This is a genomic window from Streptosporangium subroseum, assembly GCF_900188345.1.
Lineage (GTDB): Bacteria > Actinomycetota > Actinomycetes > Streptosporangiales > Streptosporangiaceae > Streptosporangium > Streptosporangium subroseum.
On sequence record NZ_FZOD01000108.1, the window covers coordinates 1 to 21,252 of the forward strand.

The following is a 21,252-nucleotide window of genomic DNA, read 5'->3' on the forward strand; positions in this document are numbered from 1 at the left end:
TGCCGGTAGGTGCTGGGTGACATCCCGACCAGCTCGGTGAAGCGGGTGCTGAAGGTGCCCAGTGACGAGCAGCCGACCGCGAAGCAGACCTCGGTGACGTTGAGGTCGCCCCGGCGCAGCAACGCCATCGCCCGCTCGATCCGGCGCGTCATCAGGTAGCTGTAGGGTGACTCACCGTAGGCGAGCCGGAACTGGCGGCTGAGGTGCCCGGCCGACATGTGCACGCCGCGGGCCAGCGCCTCGACGTCCAGCGGCTGCGCGTACTCCCGGTCGATCCGGTCCCGGACGCGCCGCAGCCGCGCGAGGTCGCTCAGGCGCTGTGCCGAGTCGGGTCTGCTGGTCACATGTGAGATCGTACGTCGCGAGGTTCCCCCGCGTCCCGGCGATGTGCCCGCGCGGGGACCGGCGGCCTGGTCGCGTGGGTCATGCCGACGGTTTCCAGTCGCCGAGGTGGGTGCGGGTGGTCCGAGCGGCCGCCTGTTCGGCGGTCAGCTGGGGCCTGTTCTCGGGAACGGGTATCGCGGCTCCCGGGCCGGAATTGCGATATTCGCCGAATCTGGCGTCCTGCCAGGGGTAGCCCGCGCTCATGTTCACGTACGGCGCGGCGGTGTCGATCTGCGGGCCGATCCGGGTCTCGCGCACGGTCAGCATCGGGACGGCGGTCAGGTCGCTGCTCGGGCGCCAGGGGCGTGCGAGACCGTAGGAGCCGTCGGGAGAATCGCCGGTGATGCGGCATCGGGTCGCCAGGTAGCCGTGCGGGTTCGCGGCGGCGGTGCTCGGCGCGAAGACGTAACCGTACGGCTTGAAGGACACGTCGCGGGCCAGGGTGTGCAGCTCGCATCGGTCGAAGACCGCGGTGGCACGGCCGAAGACGAAGTCGACGTCGCCTTCGACGTAGCAGCGCCGGTAGTACTGCCGGGCGAAGGTGGCCAGGGCGAGGGTGTCGGCGTACAGGGTGTCCTGGTGGCCGAGGAACCGGCACGCCTCGAAGAGGGAACGGTCGCCCATGACCTTCACCGCGACGGCCTGTGTCGCGGTGATCTCCGGGTGGTCGGCGCGCAACCAGTCGTTGGCGAAGGTCACGTGGGCCGCGGTGAACCCGTCGGCCTGGATCGTGGTGGTGGCGCTGCCGCTCGTGCCGTACGTGCCGCCGTCGGGCTTGGCCGTTCCGGCGGCGTTGTCAAAGACGATGACGACGTCGCGGGCGTCGCGGGTGGCGCCGGCGAAGGTCAGGCCGGTCTTGGCCTGGGCGATCAGGACCGTCTCGCGGTAGGTCCCGGCCGCGATCACCACCGTCCAGCCCCGTTCGGGGGCGTCCGGCGTCGCGTTGACGGCCGCCTGGACGGTGGTGTGGTCGCCCCGGCCCTGGGAGTCGACGTACAGCGTGCGCGAGTTCGGCCTGTGGCGCGGTGATCCGTACGACCCGAATGGGCGCGGGCGGGTCCCGGCCGCTGCTTCGGCGGCCGGGACCAGCGCGACGCCGAGGGCCGCGGACGCGGCTCCGGCCAGCATCTGACGCCGGCCGAACAGTGGACTCTGGGGCGACATGAGCACCCTCCCGTGTTCACATATGTGAATAGCTTCCATATATAAGAACACCTGAAAGTTAGAGAAGTCCGATGGTGATGTCAATGGCGGAAGTTCGGGGCCTGCCGGACGACGTGAGATTGGACGGTTCCACATGCTTGTGACGGTCGGCACCGCTCCGGGAAACATCTTCCGGTGCGACATGTACGTTTCATGGAATGCGAGCCATTCGGGAAACCGGCTTTTTGAATTCGCGATGACCGCCGAGAAATCGGAAAGCGGCGAGCTCGCCGGCCGGGCGCTCTCACCGGCCTCGGCGGGGTGACCGCCGACGTACGGAGGCCCCGATGGCGGCGCGCGCCGCTTCAGGACGTACGGAGGTCACCCGGATGACCCCGGCGGCCGCGCGCCGTTCAGTAGGGAAGGAAGATCTGGCGCTCTGTCGCGCTGTCGTCGAAGGCTCCGAGCCGGGTCTGCCCTTCGGTGGCGAGGGCGTCCAGCATGGTGTGCAGCAGCGCGGTGCACAGAACCGTGGGACCGGCATGGGAGTCGAACGCGAAGTCGGAGCTCACCGGCGCGAGCAGGACCTCGTCCGCGAGGTCGGTGAGCCGGCCCACCGGCTGGTCGGTGATGAGCGCGATCTTCAGCCCGATGCGCCGCGCCCAGATGAGCCCCTGGGCCAGCTCGCGCGGATAGCGTGGCAGCCCGATGGCGAGCACCCACTCGGCTCCGGACTCGGCCGCCCGGCTCAGCTTGTCCTCCAGGGTCGAGCCTGCGACGTCCAGGACCCGTACGTCCGGGAGCACCTTCTCCGCCTGGTGGCCGAACAGGTGCGCCAGTGGTGCGGAGACCCGCAGCCCCACGACCAGGAGCGGACGTGACCTGGACAGTTGGCCGGCCACCTCCCGGAGCTGACGGGTGTCCCGGAGACCGTCCCGCAGCCGTTCGAGGTCGCGGATCTCGGAGTTGACCAGCTCCTGGATCTCGTTGAGGTCCTCGGTGGGCGGCGTTCGCCGCGAGCTGTCGAAAACGGATGAGCGGAGCGCGTCCCGGAACTCCGGGAACCCTCTGAACCCGAGCGCGGCGGCGAAGCGGGTGACCGATGGCTGGCTGACGCCGACGCGCTCGGCGATGTCGGCGCTGGTGAAGAAGACGGCCTCCTGCGCGTGATCGAGCAGGTAGCGCGCGATCCGGCGCTGCGACGGGGAGAGCCGGTGGTCGTCGAAGAGCCCGCGCAGGTTCGCGGCGATCCGCGATGCGTCCGGGACGGTGAGCGGCTGGCCGGTCTGCCTGGCGTGCCCCATCCTTGAACACTTCCCTTCCCCGTGGAGTGACACACTCAGCGCTGATTCTCACCGCTCGGAGGGCAGGGCGATCGGGTTTTGGCCGCGTCACCTCATGAGTCGCGAAGTTTCCGCGGGCTCAAAGCGGCGCCGGGCGGCCCTGGAAGGGACCGCCCGGCGCGTTGGGTGTGCGACCGTTTCAGCCCTTCGGGCCCTTGCCGTTGAAGCGTTTCTTGCATTCCTGCAGTCTCACATCAACCTGCTGGCCCCTGTCGACGGTGACGTTCACCGTCTCGAGCACCTCGCCATTCGGGCGGGCGCAGGTGAGCGTCCAGCTCTCCTGGAGGAAGTTGCCCGGTCCGGTGGCGACGACGCCGTTCGCGGTGTAGGCGGGGACCGGCCGCACCGACGGGTTGACGTGCCAGGTGAACTTGCCGTTGGTCGGGGCGACCAGGCTGGACTCCAGGTGGGTGGGGACCGCCTGGGGCGGATCGAGGACACCGCCGGTCTGGAGGATCGGAGCGGTCCACAGGTCGAAGTCCTTCGTGATCTTCAGGACCGCGCCCTTCGGCGCCTTGCCCTTGATCACGGAGTGCCCCGCGGGGTCCGCCGCGTACTCCAGGGCCACCATGAACGCCTCGCGGTTCGACTTGCCCTCGTAGCGACCGGTGCCGAGGTAGTCCTCGATCACCTCGGGGTAGCTGCTGGTGGTCGACTGGGTCTTCATGATCTCGAAGGTGAACCCGAGGCCGCGGGTGGCGTAGTACGACCAGTCCGGGGTCTCGCCGGTCGTCTCGTAGTCGAAGCCCGACTTCATGCCCGTGTAGCCGTTCTTGGCCGCCATCGCGTCGGTCAGGGCGGCGTAGACGGCCTCGTCGGGGGCGTCGCCCGCGCGCTTCTCCAGCGGCGGGCGGAGGAGGGTGTGACCGGAGGTGTGGTTCGTGATCAGGACGGTGGCCTGGTTGGTCGTGGTCAGGTCCATGATGTTCTGGACCTCGGGCTCGGAACCCGGCCCCGGGCCGCGGGAGGTCGCGTTGGAACCCGCGTTGCTGCCCCAGCCGAAGGGGTAGTTGCGGTTGATGTCGACCCCGGCGTTACTGGCGCACGTCGGTGAGAGGCCGCAGCTGGTGCGCCGGTTGATGACAAACCCGTCCACGTTGACGACCGGGACGAAGATGACCCGCGCCTGATCGAGCAGGCGCTTGACCTGCCGGTCCTTCTTGGCATTGTTGACCAGGTCGTAGGCGAACTCCAGGGTGTGCTCACCCGAGGGCCATTCGTTCCCGTGGTGTATTCCCATCATGAGCAGGACCGGCTTGCCGTCTGCGGCATTGACGTCGTGGGTCACCTCGATGCCGTACACCTCGCGGCCCTGGCGGGTCTTGTGGGGCAGCGTGATGTGCTTGACAAGATCGGGGTGCTGCCTGCTCAGCGCGAGCATCTCGTCGTTGTAGTCAGTGATCGTCCGGTAGGTGGTCCGGCCGCTGGGCAGACCCGCTGCCCGCTCCGTCGCCAACTGGGCGAGGGCTTGGGTGCCGGTCGAATCGGCGAAGGTGGTCGTGGCTGCCGGAATGCTGAGGCTTCCCAATAGGCCGACGCTTAACGCAATTGTCAAAAAGCGTTTCTTGGCGTTCCAGGCCGCTGGGGGCTGCGAGCCTCTTGAAGACATGCTGAAGACCCTTTCTAGCTACGGTCGAATGGCAGCCAGAAAAGCGCACTTTTCCCATGCTGTTCTTTGGGAAGTGCTTCTGGAAATCCAATAATCGACCGCTGATTGCAAACTTTCAGGTAGTCTTCGGCATGAATGTATGCCTGTCAACCAGGTTTGTCGACGGTTTTTCCGCACATGCGTGAAATGCCGGGGTGAGGGGGCGCCCACGGGCTGGAGCCCACGCGCTCTACCAGGCGGGCGCTCGGCTTCACCGTCCCCTACGCCTCGATCGGCGACCCGCGCATCTCGGACCGGCGGGCCCTCGGCCGGTTCCAACCGGCAGTCACTCAGCCCGGCCGCCCGGCCGGTTTCAGCGGTGAGCGCCGGCCGTCGGCTGCCGGTCGAACCTGTGCCGCGACGGACGCCCGGCGTGGCCGGACGGTGAGAAAGCCGCCCGGCATGTGCCGGGCGGCTTTCTCACTGGTTGGGACGCTTGGGCCTCAGCGCTTGAGGGGGCCCGTGCGCGGATGTGATGGGTTCTTGCCGAGATGTGTCAGGCGGTTTTCGCGAGGTGATCCAGCAGGTAGTCCCTCAGAACCACCGCGTTGTTGTGCTCGGTGTCCTTCGCCGCGTAGAGAAGAGTGATCGGTCCCTGGCGTGCGGCCTCCAGCAGGGGGCGTACGGCGTCGGGGCGCCGGTCGAGCTCCTGTCGGTAGCGGGTACGGAACTCCTCGAAACGTTCTGGGATGTGCCCGAACCAGAGCCGTAGGTCCGGAGAGGGCGCTATGTCGCTCACCCACCCGTCGAGCTTGAGATCTTCCTTACGGATGCCCCGCGGCCACATTCCATCAACGAGGAACACCGGCCCCTTGGCGGGCTTCGCGCCGTACACCCGGCTGATCAGGATGTCTTCCATCTCTTGCGCGTACCCACGTCGCACGTCCCGAAGCAGGTGGACCACGGTAAATCACTATCCGTGATCGGTCATGTCATATCTGACACCGGCAAACCGGTCATCGCGCGGCAGTCTACGAGCTCCGCTTCCGTCGGATGTAGACGATGACGGCGACCACGAGCGTTATAGGCCAAAGGACGATGGCAACAGCCAGGAGTAGGAGAAGACCCGTCACTCGATCCAGCCTGCTCCGTGAGCATGGCGGGCGAGTCCGCGCCCGTGCTCTCCGCGGCGGGTCGCGGCTCTGCCCGGTCCCAGGAGGGTTCGTTGGCAGGTCGTGGCTCTACCGGGTCCGGAGCGTGCTCGGTGGCGGTTTGCGGCTTCGGCTGGTTCGGGGAATGCTCAGTCGTATGCCTCGGCACCGCTCGGGCGGGTGGACCGGCGGCGAGGGCGATATTACGTAAGGTAATGGATTAATTTCTTAGAGTGTTCGACTTGCTTGGTTCGGCTGCGGCGGGGCCGGTGGTGGCCAGATGGGCCAGCAGGGCGAGGGACTGGGCGGCGTCGCTGCCGGGTGCGGCGTGGAAGATGACCAGGATCTGCCCGTCGGTGCCGATGACGGCGAGCTTTTCGTAGCTCAGCTCCAGCGGACCGACCTGGGGGTGGTTCATGAGGGCCACACCGCTGGTGCGGGGCTTGACGTCATGGCGTGCCCACAGCAGGCGGAACTCCTCGCTGCGCACCGACAGCTCTCCGATCAGTTCGGCCAGGTGCGCATCCTGGCTTTCCGGGCCGGCCATGGCGCGTACGCCCGCGACCAGGCCGGAACTGAGATGTTCCCAGTCCCTCTGGTAGAGGGCCCGCACCTCGGGGTCGAGGAAGGCGGCGCGCAGCGCGTTGACGCCTTGCGTGTGGCAGGGAGACAGGGCGTGGGCGAGCGGATTGGCGACCAGCACGTCCATGTAGCGGCCCATGACGAGGGCCGGCATGTCGGTATGGGACATCACCAGCTGCCTCATGCCGGTGCTGACGCGTTCGGGGCGCCGCCGGGTCGGACGGCGCCGCTCCGGCCGCGACAGCCTGTGCAGGTAGGCGGTGGCGTCCGCGTCGAGTATCAGCACGCGGACGAGGGCGTCGAGGACCTGCGCGGAGGGATGCTGATCGCGGCCCTGTTCGAGGCGCAGGTAGTACTCGGATGAGATCCCGGCCAGCAGCGCGACCTCCTCGCGGCGTAGCCCCGGCACCCGGCGGCGGCCGCCGGACGTCAGGCCGACCTGTTCAGGCCGTATGAGATCACGCCGGGCACGCAGGTAGTCGCCCAGTTCGTTGCTCTGGCTCATACCGCCACGGTAGGCGTTTCACGTGCGGAGAGCCTGGCCCTGCCACTACCAGGGTCGAGACTCACTCCAGCGGCAGGGGGCGGCGCGGCACGGGCGCGGTGTGGATGAGAGACGTGGTCGTGTGGCCGTACGGGGTGAACAGGTCGAGGATCGGTTCGAGCTCGTCGACCGCCCGCAGGTGCATCGTGAAGGAGAAGCAGTCGTCGCCGGTCATCCGGTAACACTCAACGATCTGGGGAATCTCCTGGGCGATCTTGGAGATGCGTTGCAGCTCCCGGATCGCCGGACGGATCCGGACCATCACCGTGACCGGAAAGCCCAGGGCCCGCGGATCGACCTCGGCGCGGTAGCCGGTGATCACGCCCGTCTCCTCCAGCCGCTGCACCCGGTCGGCCACCGCGGGAGCCGACAGGCCGACCCGGCGGCCCAGCTCGGCGAAGCTCACCCTGGCGTCGACCTGAAGCTCGCCGAGAATACGAAGGTCGAGGGCGTCCATTTCCTTTGTTTCGTATGCCCGCTCAGGTCTGATCTTTCGATTCGCCGTTCTCCTGAATTACGGGGTGTCCGACGATGGGGTCGCTCGGAGAAAATCACGCTCCCACCGGAGGGCAAGACGGAATGCGATATGTGAAACTGGGCTCGTCGGGGCTGAAGGTCTCCCGGATCTGCCTGGGCATGATGAGTTACGGCAATCCCCTGCCTTCGGACCGCCGTTCGAGGGCAGGACATGGACGCCTCCAGGCGGCCGTCGCCCGCCTCGCCCCGCTCGTCCGGCCGGGAGGCGGTTGGACGACGGCACAACAGATGGAGCCCGGTTCGTCGTCGCGGACGAAGAAGCGACGGCGAGTGGACGCCTAACGTTCGGGCATGCCTCGTCTCTCCCTCAGCGACCTTCCCCGCATCGCGGTGCCGGGGGACCCCCGGCTGCGTCCCGACGGAAGCGCCGTCGCCTACATGGTCACCACCGCCGACCGGGAATCCGACGAGAACCGGTCCGAGATCTGGCTCGCCGCCCCCGGCGCCGAGCCGCGGCGCCTGACGGGCGGCCCTCACGACTCCTCCCCGCGCTGGTCGCCCGACGGGCACTCGCTGGCCTTTCTCCGTCCCGTGGACGGAAAGCCGCAGATCCATCTGCTGCCGATGGACGGCGGCGAGCCGCGCGTCCTGACCGGGGCGCCGCTGGGCGCCGGCGCGGCGGTCTGGTCTCCCGACGGCGCCCGAATCGCGTACGGCGCGCCGCACGGCGACCTCGACCCGCACGCCCCGGTCGTGGCCGACCGCCTGGAGTACAAGGCCGACGGCACGGGCCTGCTGCGCGGCCTGACCATGCACCTCTTCGTGGTGGACGTGGCGACGGGGGAGACCGGGCAGGTCACCTCGGGTGACTTCCACGCGGGTGAGCCGTCCTGGTCGTCGGACGGCGGGAAGCTCTTCTTCGCCGCGAGCATGGACGCCGACCGTGACCTGACCATCAGCGGCGCGGTCCACTCGGTGGACGTCTCGGGCGGCAAGCCCGAGCGGCTCACCGGCGCCGACGTGATCTGCACGAACGTCTGGTGGCTGGGGGAACGGCTGCTGGTCGCGGGATACGCCGTCACCCCCGTCGGCCACGTGCGCCTGTTCGACCTCGGAGCGGACGGGCTCGTGGAGGTCGAGACCGGGCTCGACCGCAACGTCATGGTGGGCGCGCCCGGCTATCCCGGCGCGACACCCCAGCTCGCGGGGGACGATCTGATCTTCTGCGCCCGCGACGGCGGTTTCACCCACCTCTACCGCGCCCCCGGAGAGAAGATCATCGGTGGAGACCAGGTGGTCTCCGGCGTCAGCGCCGTGGGCGGCAGGATCGCCTACGTCGCCGCCACGCCGCACAGCGCGGGAGAGGTCTATCTCGCGGATCTCACCGCGACCCAGGCGGCCACCCCGGTGGGCGATCTCCCGCCTTCATCGGATGCCCCGGATGAGGGCCCGGTTCCATCGGATACCCCGGCGGGCGACGTTCCGGCTCCGTCCACCCCGATCCCGAGGTCCGCCTCGATCTCGACGTCTGGTTCGTCGGCGTCCGGCTCGACCTCGGCGGCGCCCGGCGTCACGAGGCTCTCCTCCTACGCGGTTCCCGGCGTCGAGCTGTTCACCCCGCGAAGCCGTACCTTCACCGCCCCCGACGGCACGCCGATCGAGGGGTTCGTGCTGCGGGACGAGACGCTCACCGAGCCCGGGCCGCTCCTGCTGGACGCGCACGGCGGCCCGCACAACGCCTGGGCGCCGGTCTTCGACGGCGCGCACCTCTACCACCAGGTGCTCGCCGCCCGCGGCTGGACTGTGCTCACCCTCAACCCGCGCGGCAGCGACGGGTACGGCGAGGCCTTCTACACCGCCGCGCTCGGCGCCTGGGGCGTCGCCGACACCGGCGACTTCCTCGGTCCGATCGACGAGCTGGTCGCCGAGGGCGTCGCCGACCCCGAACGGCTCGCGGTGACCGGCTACAGCTACGGCGGCTACATCTCCTGCTGGCTGACCACCCAGACCGGCCGGTTCAAGGCGGCGGTCCCCGGCGGGTGCGTCAGCGACCTGGCCAGCATGACCGGCACCTCCGACGCCGGGTACCTCCTGAAGGCGTACGAACTCGGCGACGACCTCGCCGCCCAGTCCCCGATGAGCCACGTCGCCCAGGTGAGCACACCGACCCTGCTCCTCCACGGCGACAGCGACGACCGGTGTCCCGTCGGCCAGGCCGAGCAGTGGTTCGCCGCACTGCGCGAACGGGGCGTGCCGGTGCGGCTGGTCCGCTACCCCGGCGCCTCCCACCTGTTCATCCTCAACGGCCGCCCCTCCCATCGGGCGGACTACAACGAAAGGATCGTCGAGTGGCTGGAACAGTGGATCTCGGTCGATGGAACGCCCGTCTCGCTGAGCTGATCGCCGAATACGAGGTTCCCGGCGCGAGCCTGGCCTTCCTGCACGAGGGGGAGGTCCACGAGTTCGCCGCCGGCGTGCTCAACACGGCCACCGGGGTGGAGGTGACCACCGACTCGCTCTTCCAGATCGGCTCGGTCACCAAGGTGTGGACCGCCACCCAGATCATGATGCTCGTCGAGCGGGGCGAACTGACGCTCGACACCCCCGTCTCCCAGATCCTGCCGGAGTTCCGGGTCGCCGACCCGGAGGTGAGCAAGACCGTCACGATCAGGCACCTGCTCTCGCACACCTCCGGCATCGACGGCGACCTGTTCCTCGAGACGGGCCGCGGCGACGACTGCGTCGAGAAGTACGTCGAGGCCTGCGCCGACCTCGCGCAGAACCATCCCCTCGGCGTCACCCAGTCGTACTGCAACTCCGGGTTCATCATCGCCGGGCGGGTCGTCGAGCGCCTCACCGGCAAGGTGTGGGACGCCGCGCTGCGCGAGCAGATCATCGAGCCGCTCGGCCTGACCCACACCTGGACCCTGCCGGAGGACGTGCTGCGCTTCCGCGGCGCCATGGGCCACGTCGAGGGCGGAGTCCCCGCCCCCGTCTGGGGACTGATGCGCTCCTGCGGACCGGCCGGGCTGATCTGCGCCCGCCCCGCCGACGTCGTCGCCTTCGCCCGCGCCCACCTGGGCACCGGGCTGCTGGCCGACCCGCAGGCGATGTGGGAGCCGCAGGTGGACATCCCCAACCCGTACGCCATCGGCAGGCAGTGGGGACTCGGCTGGATCCTGGACGAGTGGCAGGGCCGCCGGATCATCCTCCACGGAGGCAACACCATCGGCCAGGCGGCCATGCTCTGGGCGGTCCCGGAGACGGACACGGTGGTGTGCGTGCTGGCCAACGGCGGCCACACCGCGGCCTTCCACCACGCCCTGGCCACCGAGCTCTTCGCCGAGCTGATCGACCTGGCCGTGCCGCCCGTGCTGGGACCGCCGGACGAGCCGTTCGAGACCGACGTCGAGCGGTACGCCGGCGTGTACGAGCGGGCGGGCAGCCGGATGACGCTGACGGTCCGCGACGGTCGGCTCTCGCTGCTCAACGAGGCCACCGGAGCCCTGGCCGACATGCATCCGCCCCTGGAGTTCGACCTCGTCCCGGTGGACGACGTCACCTTCGTCGGCCGCCCCGAGGGCGAGCCCCAGTGGCTGTCGGCCGTCTTCTACGAGCTCGCCGACGGCTCGCCGTACGTCCACCTCGGCGTGCGGGCCACGCCCAAGATCGCGTGAGGAGCCACGATGGTTGAGAACCTTCAGAAGAACCTCGACGAGGCGGCCGGCAGGCATGGCGTGCCCGGCGCGGCCATCGCGGTCTGGGCGGGCGGGAGGCTCGTCGAGGCCGCCACCGGAGTGGTGAACAGGAACACCGGCGTGGAGACCACGCCCGACAGCATCTTCCAGGTCGGCTCCACCACGAAGGTGTGGACCGCCTCGCTGATCATGCAGCTGGTCGAGGAGGGGCTGGTCGAGCTGGACCGGCCGGTCCGCGACTACCTGCCGGAGTTCGCCGTCGCCGACGGCTCGGAGCAGGTCATCACCGTCAGGCACCTGCTCACCCACACCGGCGGTTTTGTCGGCGACCTGTTCGAGGACACCGGGCGCGGCGACGACTGCCTGGGCAAGTACGTGGAGTACCTGCACGGCGCGGGCCACGTGCACGCTCCCGGCGCGCTGTTCTCCTACTGCAACTCCGGCTTCTGCGTCCTCGGGGCCCTGGTCGCCCGGGTGCGTGGCACCACGTGGGAGCAGGCGATGCGCGAGCGCCTGATGGGCCCGCTCGGCGTCACGCACTCGGCGCTCTTCGGCGAGGAGGCCGTGCTGTTCCGTACGGCGGCCGGTCATGTCGGGCCCGAGGGCACCGTCCACCCCACCTGGCAGATGCCGCGCTCCAACGCGCCCGCGGGCTCCACCATGTGCCTGGCCCCGCGCGAGCTGGTCCGGTTCGGCCGGATGTTCCTCGCCGGAGGGCTGGCCGAGGACGGCACCCGGCTGCTGTCGGAGGAGTCGGTCGCGGCGATGCGGACGCCGCAGGTCGACGTGCCTGGTGTCTCCGGCCTGCTCGCCAACCGCTGGGGGCTCGGCTTCGAGCTGTTCGACTGGGGCGGCGAGGTCTTCGGCCACGACGGCGGGACGGTCGGGCAGAGCACCTTCTGGCGGGTCGTCCCCGGCAGTGACTTCGTGGTCGCGATGAGCGTCAACGGCGACGGCTTCTTCGGCCTGTTCGTCGACGTGGTCCTGCCGCTGCTCCGGGAGGCCACGGGGCTCGCCGTGCCGGACTTCCCGGTTCCGGCCCAGGCGCCGCGGGCCGTGGACCCCACGCCGTACACCGGCAGGTACGCCGAGCCGGAGCTCTCCTACGAGATCGCCGCGGCGGACGGCGGCCTGGAGATCACCGTGATCCCGGGGGAGTTCATGACGGAGGCCGGCGCCCAGCGCACCAGCGCTCGCTACGTGCACCACGACGGCCACTCGTTCATCACGGCCGAGTCCGAGAACGGCAGGCACGAGACCGTCACCTTCATCGTCGAGGACGGCCGCGCCGCCTACCTCCACAACGGGCGGGCGCTGCCCCGTGCGTGATGCGGGTCCGGTCCTCGACCGGTTCCGTGCAACGGGCGGATGCCGCCCCGTGCGTGATGCGGGTCCGGCTCTTGACCGGCTCCGTACGACGGGCGGGCATCGCCCTGCGCGTAACGCGGGCCCGATCCATGACCGGATTCATAGCTAATGTCCATCTATGTTCACTATCGTGAACGGATGACCAACCGGCCACGTGCCAGCCTGCAACGGATCCTGGAGGACCTGGGCAGCACGGTGCTGGACGTGGCCGCCTCCCCCGGCGAGCTCGACGCCGAGGTCACCGGCGTGCACATCTACGACCCCCTCGACGAGCTGCTGCTGCCGGCCGGCGGCATCCTGCTCGCCGTCGGGGTCGACCGGGCCGAGCAGATCTGCGCCCTGCTCGACGCCGCGGGCCCGGCGGCCGGGATCGTCGTCAAGCAGCCCGTGGACGTCGACAGGCGGGTGCGCGCCAAGGTCCTGGAGACCGGGGTCGCGGTGCTCGGCCTCACCCGGGCCGCCTCGTGGGCGCAGGTGGCGGCACTGCTGCGCTCCCTGCTGGCCGAGGGCGACCTCACCGAGCCGGGGGAGGTCTCACCCGACGACCTGTTCTCGCTGGCCAACGCCGTGTGCGCGCTGCTGGACGCGCCGGTCACCATCGAGGACCGGTCCTCGATGGTGCTGGCGTACTCCGAGCGGCAGGACGAGGCCGATCCCGGCAGGGTGGAGACCGTGCTCGGCCGCCAGGTGCCGCAGCGGTACCGGCGGATGCTGGAGGAGCGCGGGTTCTTCCGGCAGCTGTACCAGAGCCGCGAACCGGTCTACATGAAGCTGGGCGACGACATCATCGACCGGGTGGCGATAGCCGTACGGTCGGGAGACGAGATCCTCGGCTCCATCTGGGCCGCCGTGCGCGAGCCGCTGACCGAGCAGCGCCAGCGGGCCCTCTCCGACGCCGCCAAGATCGTCGCACTGCAGCTGCTGCGACAGCGGGCCGGGGCGGACACTCGGCGGCGGCTCCGCGCCGACCTGCTGTCCACCGTGCTGGCGGGCGGTCGGGACGCGGCCGAGGCCGCCGGGCGGCTCGGCGTCGCCAGCGAGCGACTGTGCGTGCTCGCCGCCCAGCTCAGCGGCGGATCCGGCACCGACGCCGCACTCCGGGAGAGCGACAGGCACCGTCTGTGCGACGCGCTCGCCCTGCACGTCGGAGCCATCCACCCCCGGGCCGCCGCCGCGCTGGTCGGCTCGGTGGCGTACGCCGTACTGCCCCTGCACGCCATCGGCGACGAGGAACGGCGGGCCGTGCGGGTCGCCGAGAGCTTCCTCGCCCGCGTCGGTCCCCGGCACGCCGCCAACATCGGCGTGGGGCGCCTGGCGGCCAACCTCACCGAGGTGGCCAGGTCCCGGGCCGACGCCGACCGCGCGCTGCGCGTGCTGCGCGCCCGTGAGGCGTCCGGCGCGGTCGCCGGTTACAGCGCCGTGCACTTCGAGTCGCTGCTGCTCCAGCTCTCCGACCTCGTCGAGGCCGAGGAGCAGGCGCCCACCGGGCCCTACGAACGGCTCCTGGCCTACGACGCCGAGCACGGCAGCGAGCTGGTGGCCACCCTGCGCGCCTACCTGGACGCCTTCGGCGACGTCAACGCCGCCTCGGCCATGGTGCACGTGCACGCCAACACCTTCCGCTACCGGTTGAAGCGGCTCGCCGAGATCGGCGACCTGGACCTGACCGACCCCGACGCACGACTGACCGTGATGCTCCAGATGCGGATCTTCGGGCGGTAGGACGACGAACCTTCCACTTTTTGTGCGGAGGGACGAAGAAGGATCGCCGGGAACCGGCGAATGTGGGGCATCACCCTCCACCCCCTGGAGCCCCGATGAGAAACACAGGAACGGTAGCCGTACTGGGCGCCCTGAGCCTGTTCGCGACCGCGTGCGGCGGCGGTACGGCGGGGGCCCCGTCGGGCACGCCCGCCGGCGCGGGCACCTTCACCTACGCGATCAGCGCCGACCCCGGTGTGCTCGATCCGGCGATGGGCGTGCTTTCTGTCACCAACGTGGTGCTGTCGTTCGCCTACGACACGCTGGTCCACAACGCGGCCGACGGCAAGATCACCTCCGGGCTGGCCGAGAAATGGGACGTCAAACCCGACTCGGTGACCTTCACCCTGCGCAAGGGCGTCACCTGCTCGGACGGCTCTCCACTGACCCCCAGCGATGTGGCCGCCAACGTCGACCACATCACCGACCCGAACACCAAGTCACCGATCAACGGCGTCCTGGTCCCCGCGGGGATGAAGGCCGAGGCGGACGACGCGGCGGGAACGGTGACGCTCTCCACCCCGCAGCCGTTCGGCTTCATCCTGGAGAGCAGCGCGGAGATGTTCGTCGTCTGCGGCAAGGGAGTGAAGGACCGCTCGGCGGTGGCCCGCGCCACCTCGGGCTCCGGCCCCTACACGCTCACCGAGGCGGTGCCCAGCGACCACTACACCTTCCAGGTGCGCAAGGACTACGCCTGGGGGCCGGGCGGCGCCACCACGAAGACGCCCGGGCTGCCCGCCAAGGTCGTGCTGAAGGTCGTGCCGAACGAGCAGACCGCCGCCAACCTGCTGATCTCCGGCGGGCTCAACGGAGCGATCATCGCCGGCGCCGACCGCGCCCGGCTGGAGGCCACCCCGGGGATGGGCAAGCTGGTCCGGGCCGCCGGCAACGGGCAGTTCTTCTACCACCAGGGCGACGACCGCCCCGCCAAGGATCCGGCGGTGCGCAAGGCGCTCACCCAGGCGATCAACCTCACGGAGCTCGCCGGGATCGCCTCCAGCGGCACCGGCAGGCCGGCCACCGGGCTGGTGCTCGACCCGAGGCCGTGTCCGGGCGACACCGTCACCGGTCACGTCCCGGCCTTCGACGAGGCCGCCGCGGGAGCGGCGCTGGACGCCGCCGGCTGGAAGGCGGGCGCGGACGGCGCCCGCGCCAAGGACGGCAAGAAACTGACCCTGCGCCTGCTCTACCCCACCACCAGGGGGGCGGGCGTGCAGGCCGCGGCCGAATACCTCGCCGCGGCGTGGAAGAAGGTCGGCGTCGAGGTCGCGCTGAACGGCGTCATCGACACCAAGCTGTCGGAGTCGATCACCGTCACCCAGGACTGGGACGTCGTCTGGCTGCCGATCGGCGTCACGCTCCCCACGCAGCTCGTCGGGTTCCTGTCCGGTCCGGCGGCGCCGAAGGGAGCCAACTTCGCCCACCTGGCCAACGCCCGCTACGACAAACTGGTCACCGAGGCCGCGGTGAAGCCGGGCGCGGAGGGCTGCGCGCTCTGGCTGGAGGCGGAGTCCGCGCTGTTCGAGAACGCCGACCTGGTGCCGGCGGTGGAGAACACCGTGCTGGTCGCCTCCAAGGGTGCGACGTTCCAGATGACGGCGGACCAGGTCATTCCGACCTCGATCCGGATGACCGAGGCGGGCTGAGTGGCCGAGTCCTCGCGCCCGCCCGGCGGCCGCACCCGCGGCGCGTTTGTCCTGCGGCACCTCGTCCGGTTCGTGATCTCGCTGGCCGCGCTGCTCGTCGCGTCGTTCGCGATGATCCACCTGATCCCGGGTGATCCCGTGCGCGCCTCGCTCGGTCCGGCCGCGCCGGTCGAGCTGGTCGCCGCCAGGCGCGAGGCACTCGGGCTGGACCAGCCGATCCTGTCCCAGCTGCTGTCCTACGTCCGCAACGTGCTGAGCGGAGATTTCGGCACGTCGTTCCTCAGCGGGGAGCGGGTCGGCGACGTCATCGCCACCCGGCTCCCCAACACCCTCGGGCTCGCCCTGCTCGCGACCGTCGTGGCCCTGCTCGTCGCGGTGCCGCTCGGCATGTGGGCGGGAGTCCGCACCGAGAACGGCCGCGGCCGGGGCACCGAGGCGGCCTTCACCTCGGCGACCGGCACGGCCGTCGCCGTGCCCGAGTTCCTCTACTCGATCGCCCTGGTGGCCGTGTTCGCGATCGGGCTCGGCTGGTTCCCGCCCGCGGGCAGGAGCGGCCCCGTGTCCTACGTGCTGCCGATCCTCGCCCTGGCCATCGCGCCGACGGCGATGATCGCCCGCATCGCCCGCGTGGAGACGCTGCGCGAGCTGAGCACCGACTACGTACGGCTGGCGCGGGCCAAGCGACTGCCCGCCGCCCGGCTGTACGTGCGGCACGTCCTGCCCAACATGCTCACCGCGACCCTGACCGTGGGCGGGCTGCTGCTCACCGGCCTGATCGCCGGAAGCGTGCTCGTCGAGTACGTCTTCGCGTGGCCGGGCCTCGGACAGCGGATCGTGGAGTCGATCACGCAGAAGGACTACCCGGTGGCCCAGGGCGTGATCCTCGTCTACGGAACGATCGTGCTGGTGGTGAACCTTCTCGTCGATCTGCTGCTCGGCGTGCTCGACCCCACCTCCGCCCTGAAGGAGACCTGATGCGGCGCCTGCTGCCCGGCGTGGTCGATCCCGCCGCCGTCCTGAAGGAGATCTGATGCGGCGCCTGCCGCGGACCCCCGCCGGGATCGCCGGAATCGTCCTGGTCACGCTCATGGTCATCCTGGCGATCATCGGCCCCCCGATCTGGGGCGCCGGGGCCGAACGCATCGACTCCACGGTGATCCTCCAGGGAGCCTCGGCCGCGCACCCGCTCGGCACCGACAACCTGGGCCGTGACATCCTCGCCCGGGTGCTGGTCGCCGGGAGGCTCTCGCTGACCCTCGCCCTGCTGGCCACGCTCATCGGAGCGGCGGCCGGGGTCGTCCTGGGCGCGCTGCCCTCGGTGCTGCCCCGCCGCGCCGCCCGCCTGGTCACCGGTACGGTCAACGCGCTGGTCGCCTTCCCCGGCCTGCTGCTGGCCATGTTCACCGCGGTGGTCACGGGGCTCGGCGCGCGAGGGGCAGTGCTGGGCATCGGCGTGGCCATCGCGCCCGGCTTCGCCCGGCTCACCCAGACGCTCGCCGCCTCCGTCGCCGGGGCCGACTACGTGTCGGCCGCCCGCATGCTCGGCGTTTCCCGGCGGCGCATCATGACGAGCCACGTCCTGCCCAACATCGCCGAGCCGCTGATCCTCAACCTCACCCAGGCGCTGGGCGGCGCGCTGCTCGGGCTGGCCGGGATGTCCTTCCTCGGGCTGGGCGTGCAGCCGCCGTCGTTCGACTGGGGACGGCTGCTCTTCGACGGTCTCGGCCGCATCTACGTCACCCCGGCCGTCGCCCTCGGCCCCGCCGTCGCGGTCGCGTTCGCGGGCATCGGGTTCAACCTGCTGGGAGACGCCCTGGCACACGCGGCGTCGCGCCCCGCCGTAACGGCGGGCAAGGACGTCCCGCGGGCCGTTCCCGGCTCCGTCGAGCCCGGACTCGACGAGCCCGAGCCGGACGCGGTCCTGGAGGTGCGGGATCTGACCGTCACCTTCCCCGGCGGCGTGACGCCGGTGCGCGGCCTGTCGCTGAGCATCGCGCCCGGCGAGATCGTCGGACTGGTGGGGGAGTCGGGCAGCGGCAAGAGCCTGACCGCGCTGGCGATCGGCGGGCTGGTTCCCCACCCGGGCCGGGTGAACGCGGGACGGCTGCGGCTGTGCGGCACGGACCTCGGCGAGCTGCCGGAACAGGAACGCCGCAGGTTGCTCGGCACGTCGCTGGCGATGGTCTTCCAGGACCCGATGTCCTCACTGAACCCGGCGCTCAAGGTCGGCGGGCAGCTCGCGGAGGTGGCGACCGTTCATCAGGGTGCGAGCCGTACCGAGGCCAGGACCAGGGCGGTGGACCGGCTCGAGCACGTGCACATCCCGGAGCCCGACCGGCGGGCCAGGCAACACCCGCACGAGCTGTCCGGCGGCATGCGGCAGCGTGCGGTGATCGCGATGGGCCTGATGGGCACGCCGCGACTGATCATCGCCGACGAGCCGACCACCGCCCTCGACGTGACCGTGCAACGGCAGATCCTGCGGCTGCTGCGCGAGGTGACCGACGAGACCGGCGCGGCGACCCTGTTCATCTCCCATGACATCGCCGTGGTCGGAGAGCTGTGCCATCGGGTCGTGGTGATGTACGCGGGCCGGGTGGTCGAGGAACTGCCCGTCGGGGAGCTGGCCTCCGGCGCCGCGCATCCCTACACCCGCGCCCTGATCGCCTCGCTGCCCGACATGGACACCGACAGGTCCCTGCCGCTGGCGAGCATCCCCGGCCGCCAGCCCTCGCCCGCCGAGGTCGGCGGGGGCTGCGCCTTCGCCGACCGCTGCGAACTGGCGACCGACCGCTGCGCCGAACGTCCGCCCCTGATCCCGTACGGCAAGGCGCACCTCGTCGCCTGCTGGGAGGCCTCGTGATCATCAAGAACCTGACCGTACGGTTCGGCACGTTCACCGCCGTCGACGACGTCACGCTGGAGATCCCGGCCGGCGCGATCGTCGGCCTGGTGGGAGAGTCGGGATCGGGCAAGTCCACGCTGGCCAGGGCGGTGACCGGGCTGGTGCCGTACACCGGCGGGATCGTCGGCGGCGACCCCCGGCGGATCCAGATGGTCTTCCAGGACCCCTACGCCTCCCTCGACCCGCGAATGACCGTGGGCACGTCGGTGGCGGAAGGACTCCAGGGACTGCGGCTGCCCCGGGCCGCCCGTCAGGCGGAGGTGGAGCGGCTGCTGTCGCTGGTGTCGCTGCCCGCCTCGCTGGCGGGGCGCTATCCGCGCGAGCTGTCCGGCGGCCAGCGCCAGCGGGTGGCGATCGCCAGGGCACTGGGCGCCCGGCCCGAGCTGCTGGTCGCCGACGAGATCACCTCGGCCCTGGACGTCTCCGTCCAGGGCGCGGTGCTCAACCTGGTCCGCTCGCTGCGCGAGGAGCTCGGGCTGTCGATGCTGTTCATCTCGCACAACCTCGCCGTGGTCCGGTACGTCTCCGACGTCGTCGCGGTGATGCACCAGGGCAGGCTGGTCGAGATCGGGCCGACGGAGGAGGTGGTGGGCTCGCCCACGGACGACTACACCCGCTCCCTGCTGGAGGCGATCCCCCGCCTCGGGCGAACTTGACAGACGGCGAGCCCCTCTCCCGTCCCGGCCGAACCTGAGGCGCGGGATTCCTCTCGCGCGCCGGCGGTTCAGATGGTGATCCATTCGGTGGAGGTGGTGACGGCGTCGAGGACGTCGGGGAGGGGCTCGACGCCGATGCCGGGGCCGGTGGGGACGGCGAGGTGGCCGTCCTGGAGTTCGAAGGGCGGGGTGATGTCGGTGGTGTAGTAGCGGTGGGAGCCGGAGGTGTCGCCGGGCAGGGTGAATCCGGGCAGGGCGGCGAGGGCGACGTTGGCGGCGCGGCCGATGCCGGTTTCGAGCATGCCGCCGCACCAGACGGCGATGCCGTGGGCCTGGGCGAGGTCGTGGATGCGGCGGGCTTCGAGGTAGCCGCCGATGCGGCCGGGTTTGATGTTGATGATGGAGCAGGCGCCCAGGGTGATGGCGGCGGCGGCGTGGGCGGCCGACTCGATGGACTCGTCCAGGCAGATGGGGGTGGTGATCTTCTGGGCGAGCTGGGCGTGCTGGATCATGTCGTCGTGGGCGAGGGGCTGCTCGATGAGGAGCAGGTTGTAGGGGTCGAGCTTGGCGAGGTGGGGGGCGTCGGTGAGGGTGTAGGCGGCGTTGGCGTCGACCTGGAGGAGCAGATCGGGGCCGAAGCGCTCGCGGACGGCGCGGACGGGGGCGAGGTCGTTGCCGGGCTCGATCTTGAGTTTGATGCGCAGGTAACCCTCTTCGAGGTAGCCGGTGACGGCGTCGAGGAGCTCGGGGATGGAGTTCATGATGCCGACCGACACCCCGCTGGGCACGCGGTCGTTGGCGGCGCCGAGGAAGGAGGCCAGGGATTGGCCGCCGGCGCGGAGCTGGGCGTCCAGAACGGCGGTCTGCAGCGCGGTTTTGGCCATGCGGTGGCCCTTGAAGGGGTGCAGGGCGCGTTCGACGTTGTGGGCGTCGGGATTCGGGGGCAGCGCGGGGATGAGGAAGCGGCGCAGGACGTCGGCGGCGCCGTCGACGTATTCGGGGGAGTAGAGAGGGTCGGACATGGCCACGCATTCGGCCCAGCCCTCGCCGTCGGGGGTGACGACCCGCAGCAGGAGCACGTCGCGTTCGGTCTCGGTGCCGAACGAGGTGCGAAACGGAGCGACGAGCGGCATCGCGATCCGCCGTAGCTCGATTCCAGTGATCTTCACATTCTCTCCCTCTCCTGGCCGCGCTCGCCGCCGATCAGGCGGCGTTTCGCGGGATGTCGCGCGGCTCCCGCCGCGTCTCCGTGAGGACTCCGTCGGCAGGCGGCCTGCTCAACGGCAATTGTGTGGCCGGCAGCGCGTCCTCGGCGCTGGTTTCCGATCAGGTGGCCTGATCGCGGCAGTCAGGTGGCGCGTGTCGTGTCCTCGGTATCGGTTTCGGGCCAGGTGGTCCGTTCCACGGTAATCCTGCGGTCGGGGTCGCGCCTTCGGTGCCGGGCCACTGTCAGCCGGCCCGTTCCACGACGTAACAGGACTTGCGGTGGAAACCGGTGATCGATGCGCCCTCGCGCAGCAATCCGCCCAGTACGTCGCGTACGGCGTGTCGCCAGGCCTTGGCCGCGCCGGGGTCGGTGCGGCGCAGCGCCTCGATGTCCTCGGGCACCGCGACCAGCAGGGTGCGCGCGTCGGTTCGTCCGGGGATCGGGCGGTGGTCGCGGTCGGTCAGGGCGGCCACCGCGTCCGGTGGGACCGCCGGAATGTGGGGCTCTCGCCGGGTGGCGGCCAGGACGTGGGGTTCGGTGAGCCGCCAGACGGCGAGCACCCGGTCGGATTCGTCGCCGGCGTTGATCGCGTCGTCCATGGCGCCGTAGAAGGAGGGCAGGTACTCCTCGGGGCGGGCGCCGAGTTTGGCCAGGTTGAAGTGGGCGTTGCGGCGGATCAGTGGGTCGTAGGTCCAGGTGATCCGGTCCAGGCCCCGGGTCAGGGCCCAGGCGCGCTGGTGCAGTTTGAGGGCGAATCCGATGCCGCGGCCGATCGCGGTGCCGGTGACGTGGGAGTGCA

18 protein-coding genes are annotated in these 21,252 nt (G+C 70.5%); 9 read left to right on the forward strand and 9 right to left on the reverse strand.

What is annotated here, in order from left to right:
- Both CHC08_RS46040 and CHC08_RS46045 read right to left on the reverse strand, forming a co-directional pair.
- A partial coding sequence (locus tag CHC08_RS46040; RefSeq protein ID WP_089213693.1) for a helix-turn-helix transcriptional regulator occupies window positions 1-344 on the reverse strand: 344 nt, incomplete at its 3' end.
- A gap of 79 nt (window positions 345-423) precedes the next feature.
- Entirely contained in the window at window positions 424-1,548 is a 1,125-nt protein-coding gene (locus CHC08_RS46045) for a pectinesterase family protein (RefSeq protein ID WP_089213694.1), read from the reverse strand.
- A gap of 133 nt (window positions 1,549-1,681) precedes the next feature.
- Here CHC08_RS46045 and CHC08_RS50370 point away from each other — a divergent pair, with 133 nt between their 5' ends.
- Window positions 1,682-1,852: a hypothetical protein gene (locus CHC08_RS50370; protein ID WP_179282627.1), complete on the forward strand. Its 171-nt coding sequence runs from the start codon at window positions 1,682-1,684 to the stop codon at window positions 1,850-1,852.
- Window positions 1,853-1,940: 88 nt separating this feature from the next.
- Here the strand turns inward: CHC08_RS50370 and CHC08_RS46050 are convergent, their stop codons facing one another.
- The 5 genes from CHC08_RS46050 to CHC08_RS46070 form a co-directional block, all read right to left on the reverse strand.
- Window positions 1,941-2,831: a MurR/RpiR family transcriptional regulator gene (locus CHC08_RS46050; RefSeq protein ID WP_089213695.1), complete on the reverse strand. Its 891-nt coding sequence runs from the start codon at window positions 2,829-2,831 to the stop codon at window positions 1,941-1,943.
- A gap of 178 nt (window positions 2,832-3,009) precedes the next feature.
- On the reverse strand, window positions 3,010-4,398 hold the full coding sequence (locus CHC08_RS46055) for a M14 family zinc carboxypeptidase (protein WP_179282628.1): 1,389 nt from the start codon (window positions 4,396-4,398) through the stop codon (window positions 3,010-3,012).
- A 616-nt stretch (window positions 4,399-5,014) separates the two neighbouring features.
- Window positions 5,015-5,377: a DUF488 domain-containing protein gene (locus CHC08_RS46060; RefSeq protein ID WP_089213708.1), complete on the reverse strand. Its 363-nt coding sequence runs from the start codon at window positions 5,375-5,377 to the stop codon at window positions 5,015-5,017.
- 452 nt (window positions 5,378-5,829) lie between these two features.
- The gene (locus CHC08_RS46065; RefSeq protein ID WP_089213697.1) at window positions 5,830-6,696 is read right to left on the reverse strand and encodes a helix-turn-helix transcriptional regulator; all 867 of its coding nucleotides are present in this window, start codon (window positions 6,694-6,696) and stop codon (window positions 5,830-5,832) included.
- A 61-nt stretch (window positions 6,697-6,757) separates the two neighbouring features.
- Entirely contained in the window at window positions 6,758-7,192 is a 435-nt protein-coding gene (locus CHC08_RS46070) for an Lrp/AsnC family transcriptional regulator (RefSeq protein WP_089213698.1), read from the reverse strand.
- Between the two features lie 371 nt (window positions 7,193-7,563).
- On the opposite strand from CHC08_RS46070, the gene CHC08_RS46075 reads away from it, so the two are divergent.
- The 8 genes from CHC08_RS46075 (at window position 7,564) to CHC08_RS46110 (ending at window position 19,246) form a co-directional block, all read left to right on the forward strand.
- Window positions 7,564-9,612 carry a S9 family peptidase gene (locus CHC08_RS46075; protein ID WP_089213699.1) on the forward strand — a complete coding sequence of 683 codons (2,049 nt, stop codon included), beginning with the start codon at window positions 7,564-7,566 and terminating at the stop codon, window positions 9,610-9,612.
- Window positions 9,561-10,889, forward strand: a complete 1,329-nt coding sequence (locus tag CHC08_RS46080; RefSeq protein ID WP_245878986.1) for a serine hydrolase domain-containing protein — start codon at window positions 9,561-9,563, stop codon at window positions 10,887-10,889. The genes CHC08_RS46075 and CHC08_RS46080 overlap by 52 nt, the downstream gene beginning before the upstream one ends.
- Window positions 10,890-10,898: 9 nt before the next feature.
- Window positions 10,899-12,239 (forward strand): serine hydrolase domain-containing protein, encoded by a 1,341-nt coding sequence (locus tag CHC08_RS46085; protein WP_089213701.1) that lies wholly within the window; start codon window positions 10,899-10,901, stop codon window positions 12,237-12,239.
- 177 nt (window positions 12,240-12,416) lie between these two features.
- Window positions 12,417-14,000: a PucR family transcriptional regulator gene (locus CHC08_RS46090; RefSeq protein ID WP_245878987.1), complete on the forward strand. Its 1,584-nt coding sequence runs from the start codon at window positions 12,417-12,419 to the stop codon at window positions 13,998-14,000.
- Window positions 14,001-14,095: 95 nt separating this feature from the next.
- Window positions 14,096-15,685, forward strand: coding sequence for an ABC transporter substrate-binding protein (locus tag CHC08_RS46095; protein ID WP_089213703.1), 1,590 nt, complete (start codon window positions 14,096-14,098; stop codon window positions 15,683-15,685).
- Complete coding sequence (locus CHC08_RS46100) at window positions 15,686-16,660, forward strand: ABC transporter permease (protein ID WP_089213704.1); 975 nt, start codon at window positions 15,686-15,688, stop codon at window positions 16,658-16,660. It begins immediately after the preceding gene.
- Window positions 16,661-16,715: 55 nt separating this feature from the next.
- Window positions 16,716-18,548 (forward strand): dipeptide/oligopeptide/nickel ABC transporter permease/ATP-binding protein, encoded by a 1,833-nt coding sequence (locus CHC08_RS46105; protein ID WP_089213705.1) that lies wholly within the window; start codon window positions 16,716-16,718, stop codon window positions 18,546-18,548.
- Window positions 18,545-19,246 (forward strand): ABC transporter ATP-binding protein, encoded by a 702-nt coding sequence (locus CHC08_RS46110; RefSeq protein WP_089213706.1) that lies wholly within the window; start codon window positions 18,545-18,547, stop codon window positions 19,244-19,246. Before CHC08_RS46105 ends, CHC08_RS46110 begins: the two co-directional genes overlap by 4 nt.
- A 68-nt stretch (window positions 19,247-19,314) precedes the next feature.
- Here CHC08_RS46110 and menC read toward each other — a convergent pair whose 3' ends face one another.
- Together menC and CHC08_RS46120 are read right to left on the reverse strand one after the other, a co-directional pair.
- Window positions 19,315-20,415, reverse strand: coding sequence for an o-succinylbenzoate synthase (gene menC, locus CHC08_RS46115; RefSeq protein ID WP_179282629.1), 1,101 nt, complete (start codon window positions 20,413-20,415; stop codon window positions 19,315-19,317).
- Window positions 20,416-20,695: 280 nt separating this feature from the next.
- The coding region (locus CHC08_RS46120; protein ID WP_089213707.1) for a GNAT family N-acetyltransferase at window positions 20,696-21,252 on the reverse strand (557 nt) is incomplete at its 5' end.

Coding starts and splice junctions, on each gene's coding strand:
- CHC08_RS46065 (WP_089213697.1), bottom strand. CDS start 6,696: ATGAGCCAGAGCAACGAACTGGGCGACTACCTGCGTGCCCGGCGTGAT.
- CHC08_RS46060 (WP_089213708.1), bottom strand. CDS start 5,377: ATGGAAGACATCCTGATCAGCCGGGTGTACGGCGCGAAGCCCGCCAAG.
- CHC08_RS46095 (WP_089213703.1), top strand. CDS start 14,096: ATGAGAAACACAGGAACGGTAGCCGTACTGGGCGCCCTGAGCCTGTTC.
- CHC08_RS50370 (WP_179282627.1), top strand. CDS start 1,682: ATGCTTGTGACGGTCGGCACCGCTCCGGGAAACATCTTCCGGTGCGAC.
- CHC08_RS46105 (WP_089213705.1), top strand. CDS start 16,716: ATGCGGCGCCTGCCGCGGACCCCCGCCGGGATCGCCGGAATCGTCCTG.
- CHC08_RS46050 (WP_089213695.1), bottom strand. CDS start 2,831: ATGGGGCACGCCAGGCAGACCGGCCAGCCGCTCACCGTCCCGGACGCA.
- CHC08_RS46090 (WP_245878987.1), top strand. CDS start 12,417: ATGACCAACCGGCCACGTGCCAGCCTGCAACGGATCCTGGAGGACCTG.
- CHC08_RS46045 (WP_089213694.1), bottom strand. CDS start 1,548: ATGTCGCCCCAGAGTCCACTGTTCGGCCGGCGTCAGATGCTGGCCGGA.
- CHC08_RS46085 (WP_089213701.1), top strand. CDS start 10,899: ATGGTTGAGAACCTTCAGAAGAACCTCGACGAGGCGGCCGGCAGGCAT.
- CHC08_RS46075 (WP_089213699.1), top strand. CDS start 7,564: ATGCCTCGTCTCTCCCTCAGCGACCTTCCCCGCATCGCGGTGCCGGGG.
- CHC08_RS46070 (WP_089213698.1), bottom strand. CDS start 7,192: ATGGACGCCCTCGACCTTCGTATTCTCGGCGAGCTTCAGGTCGACGCC.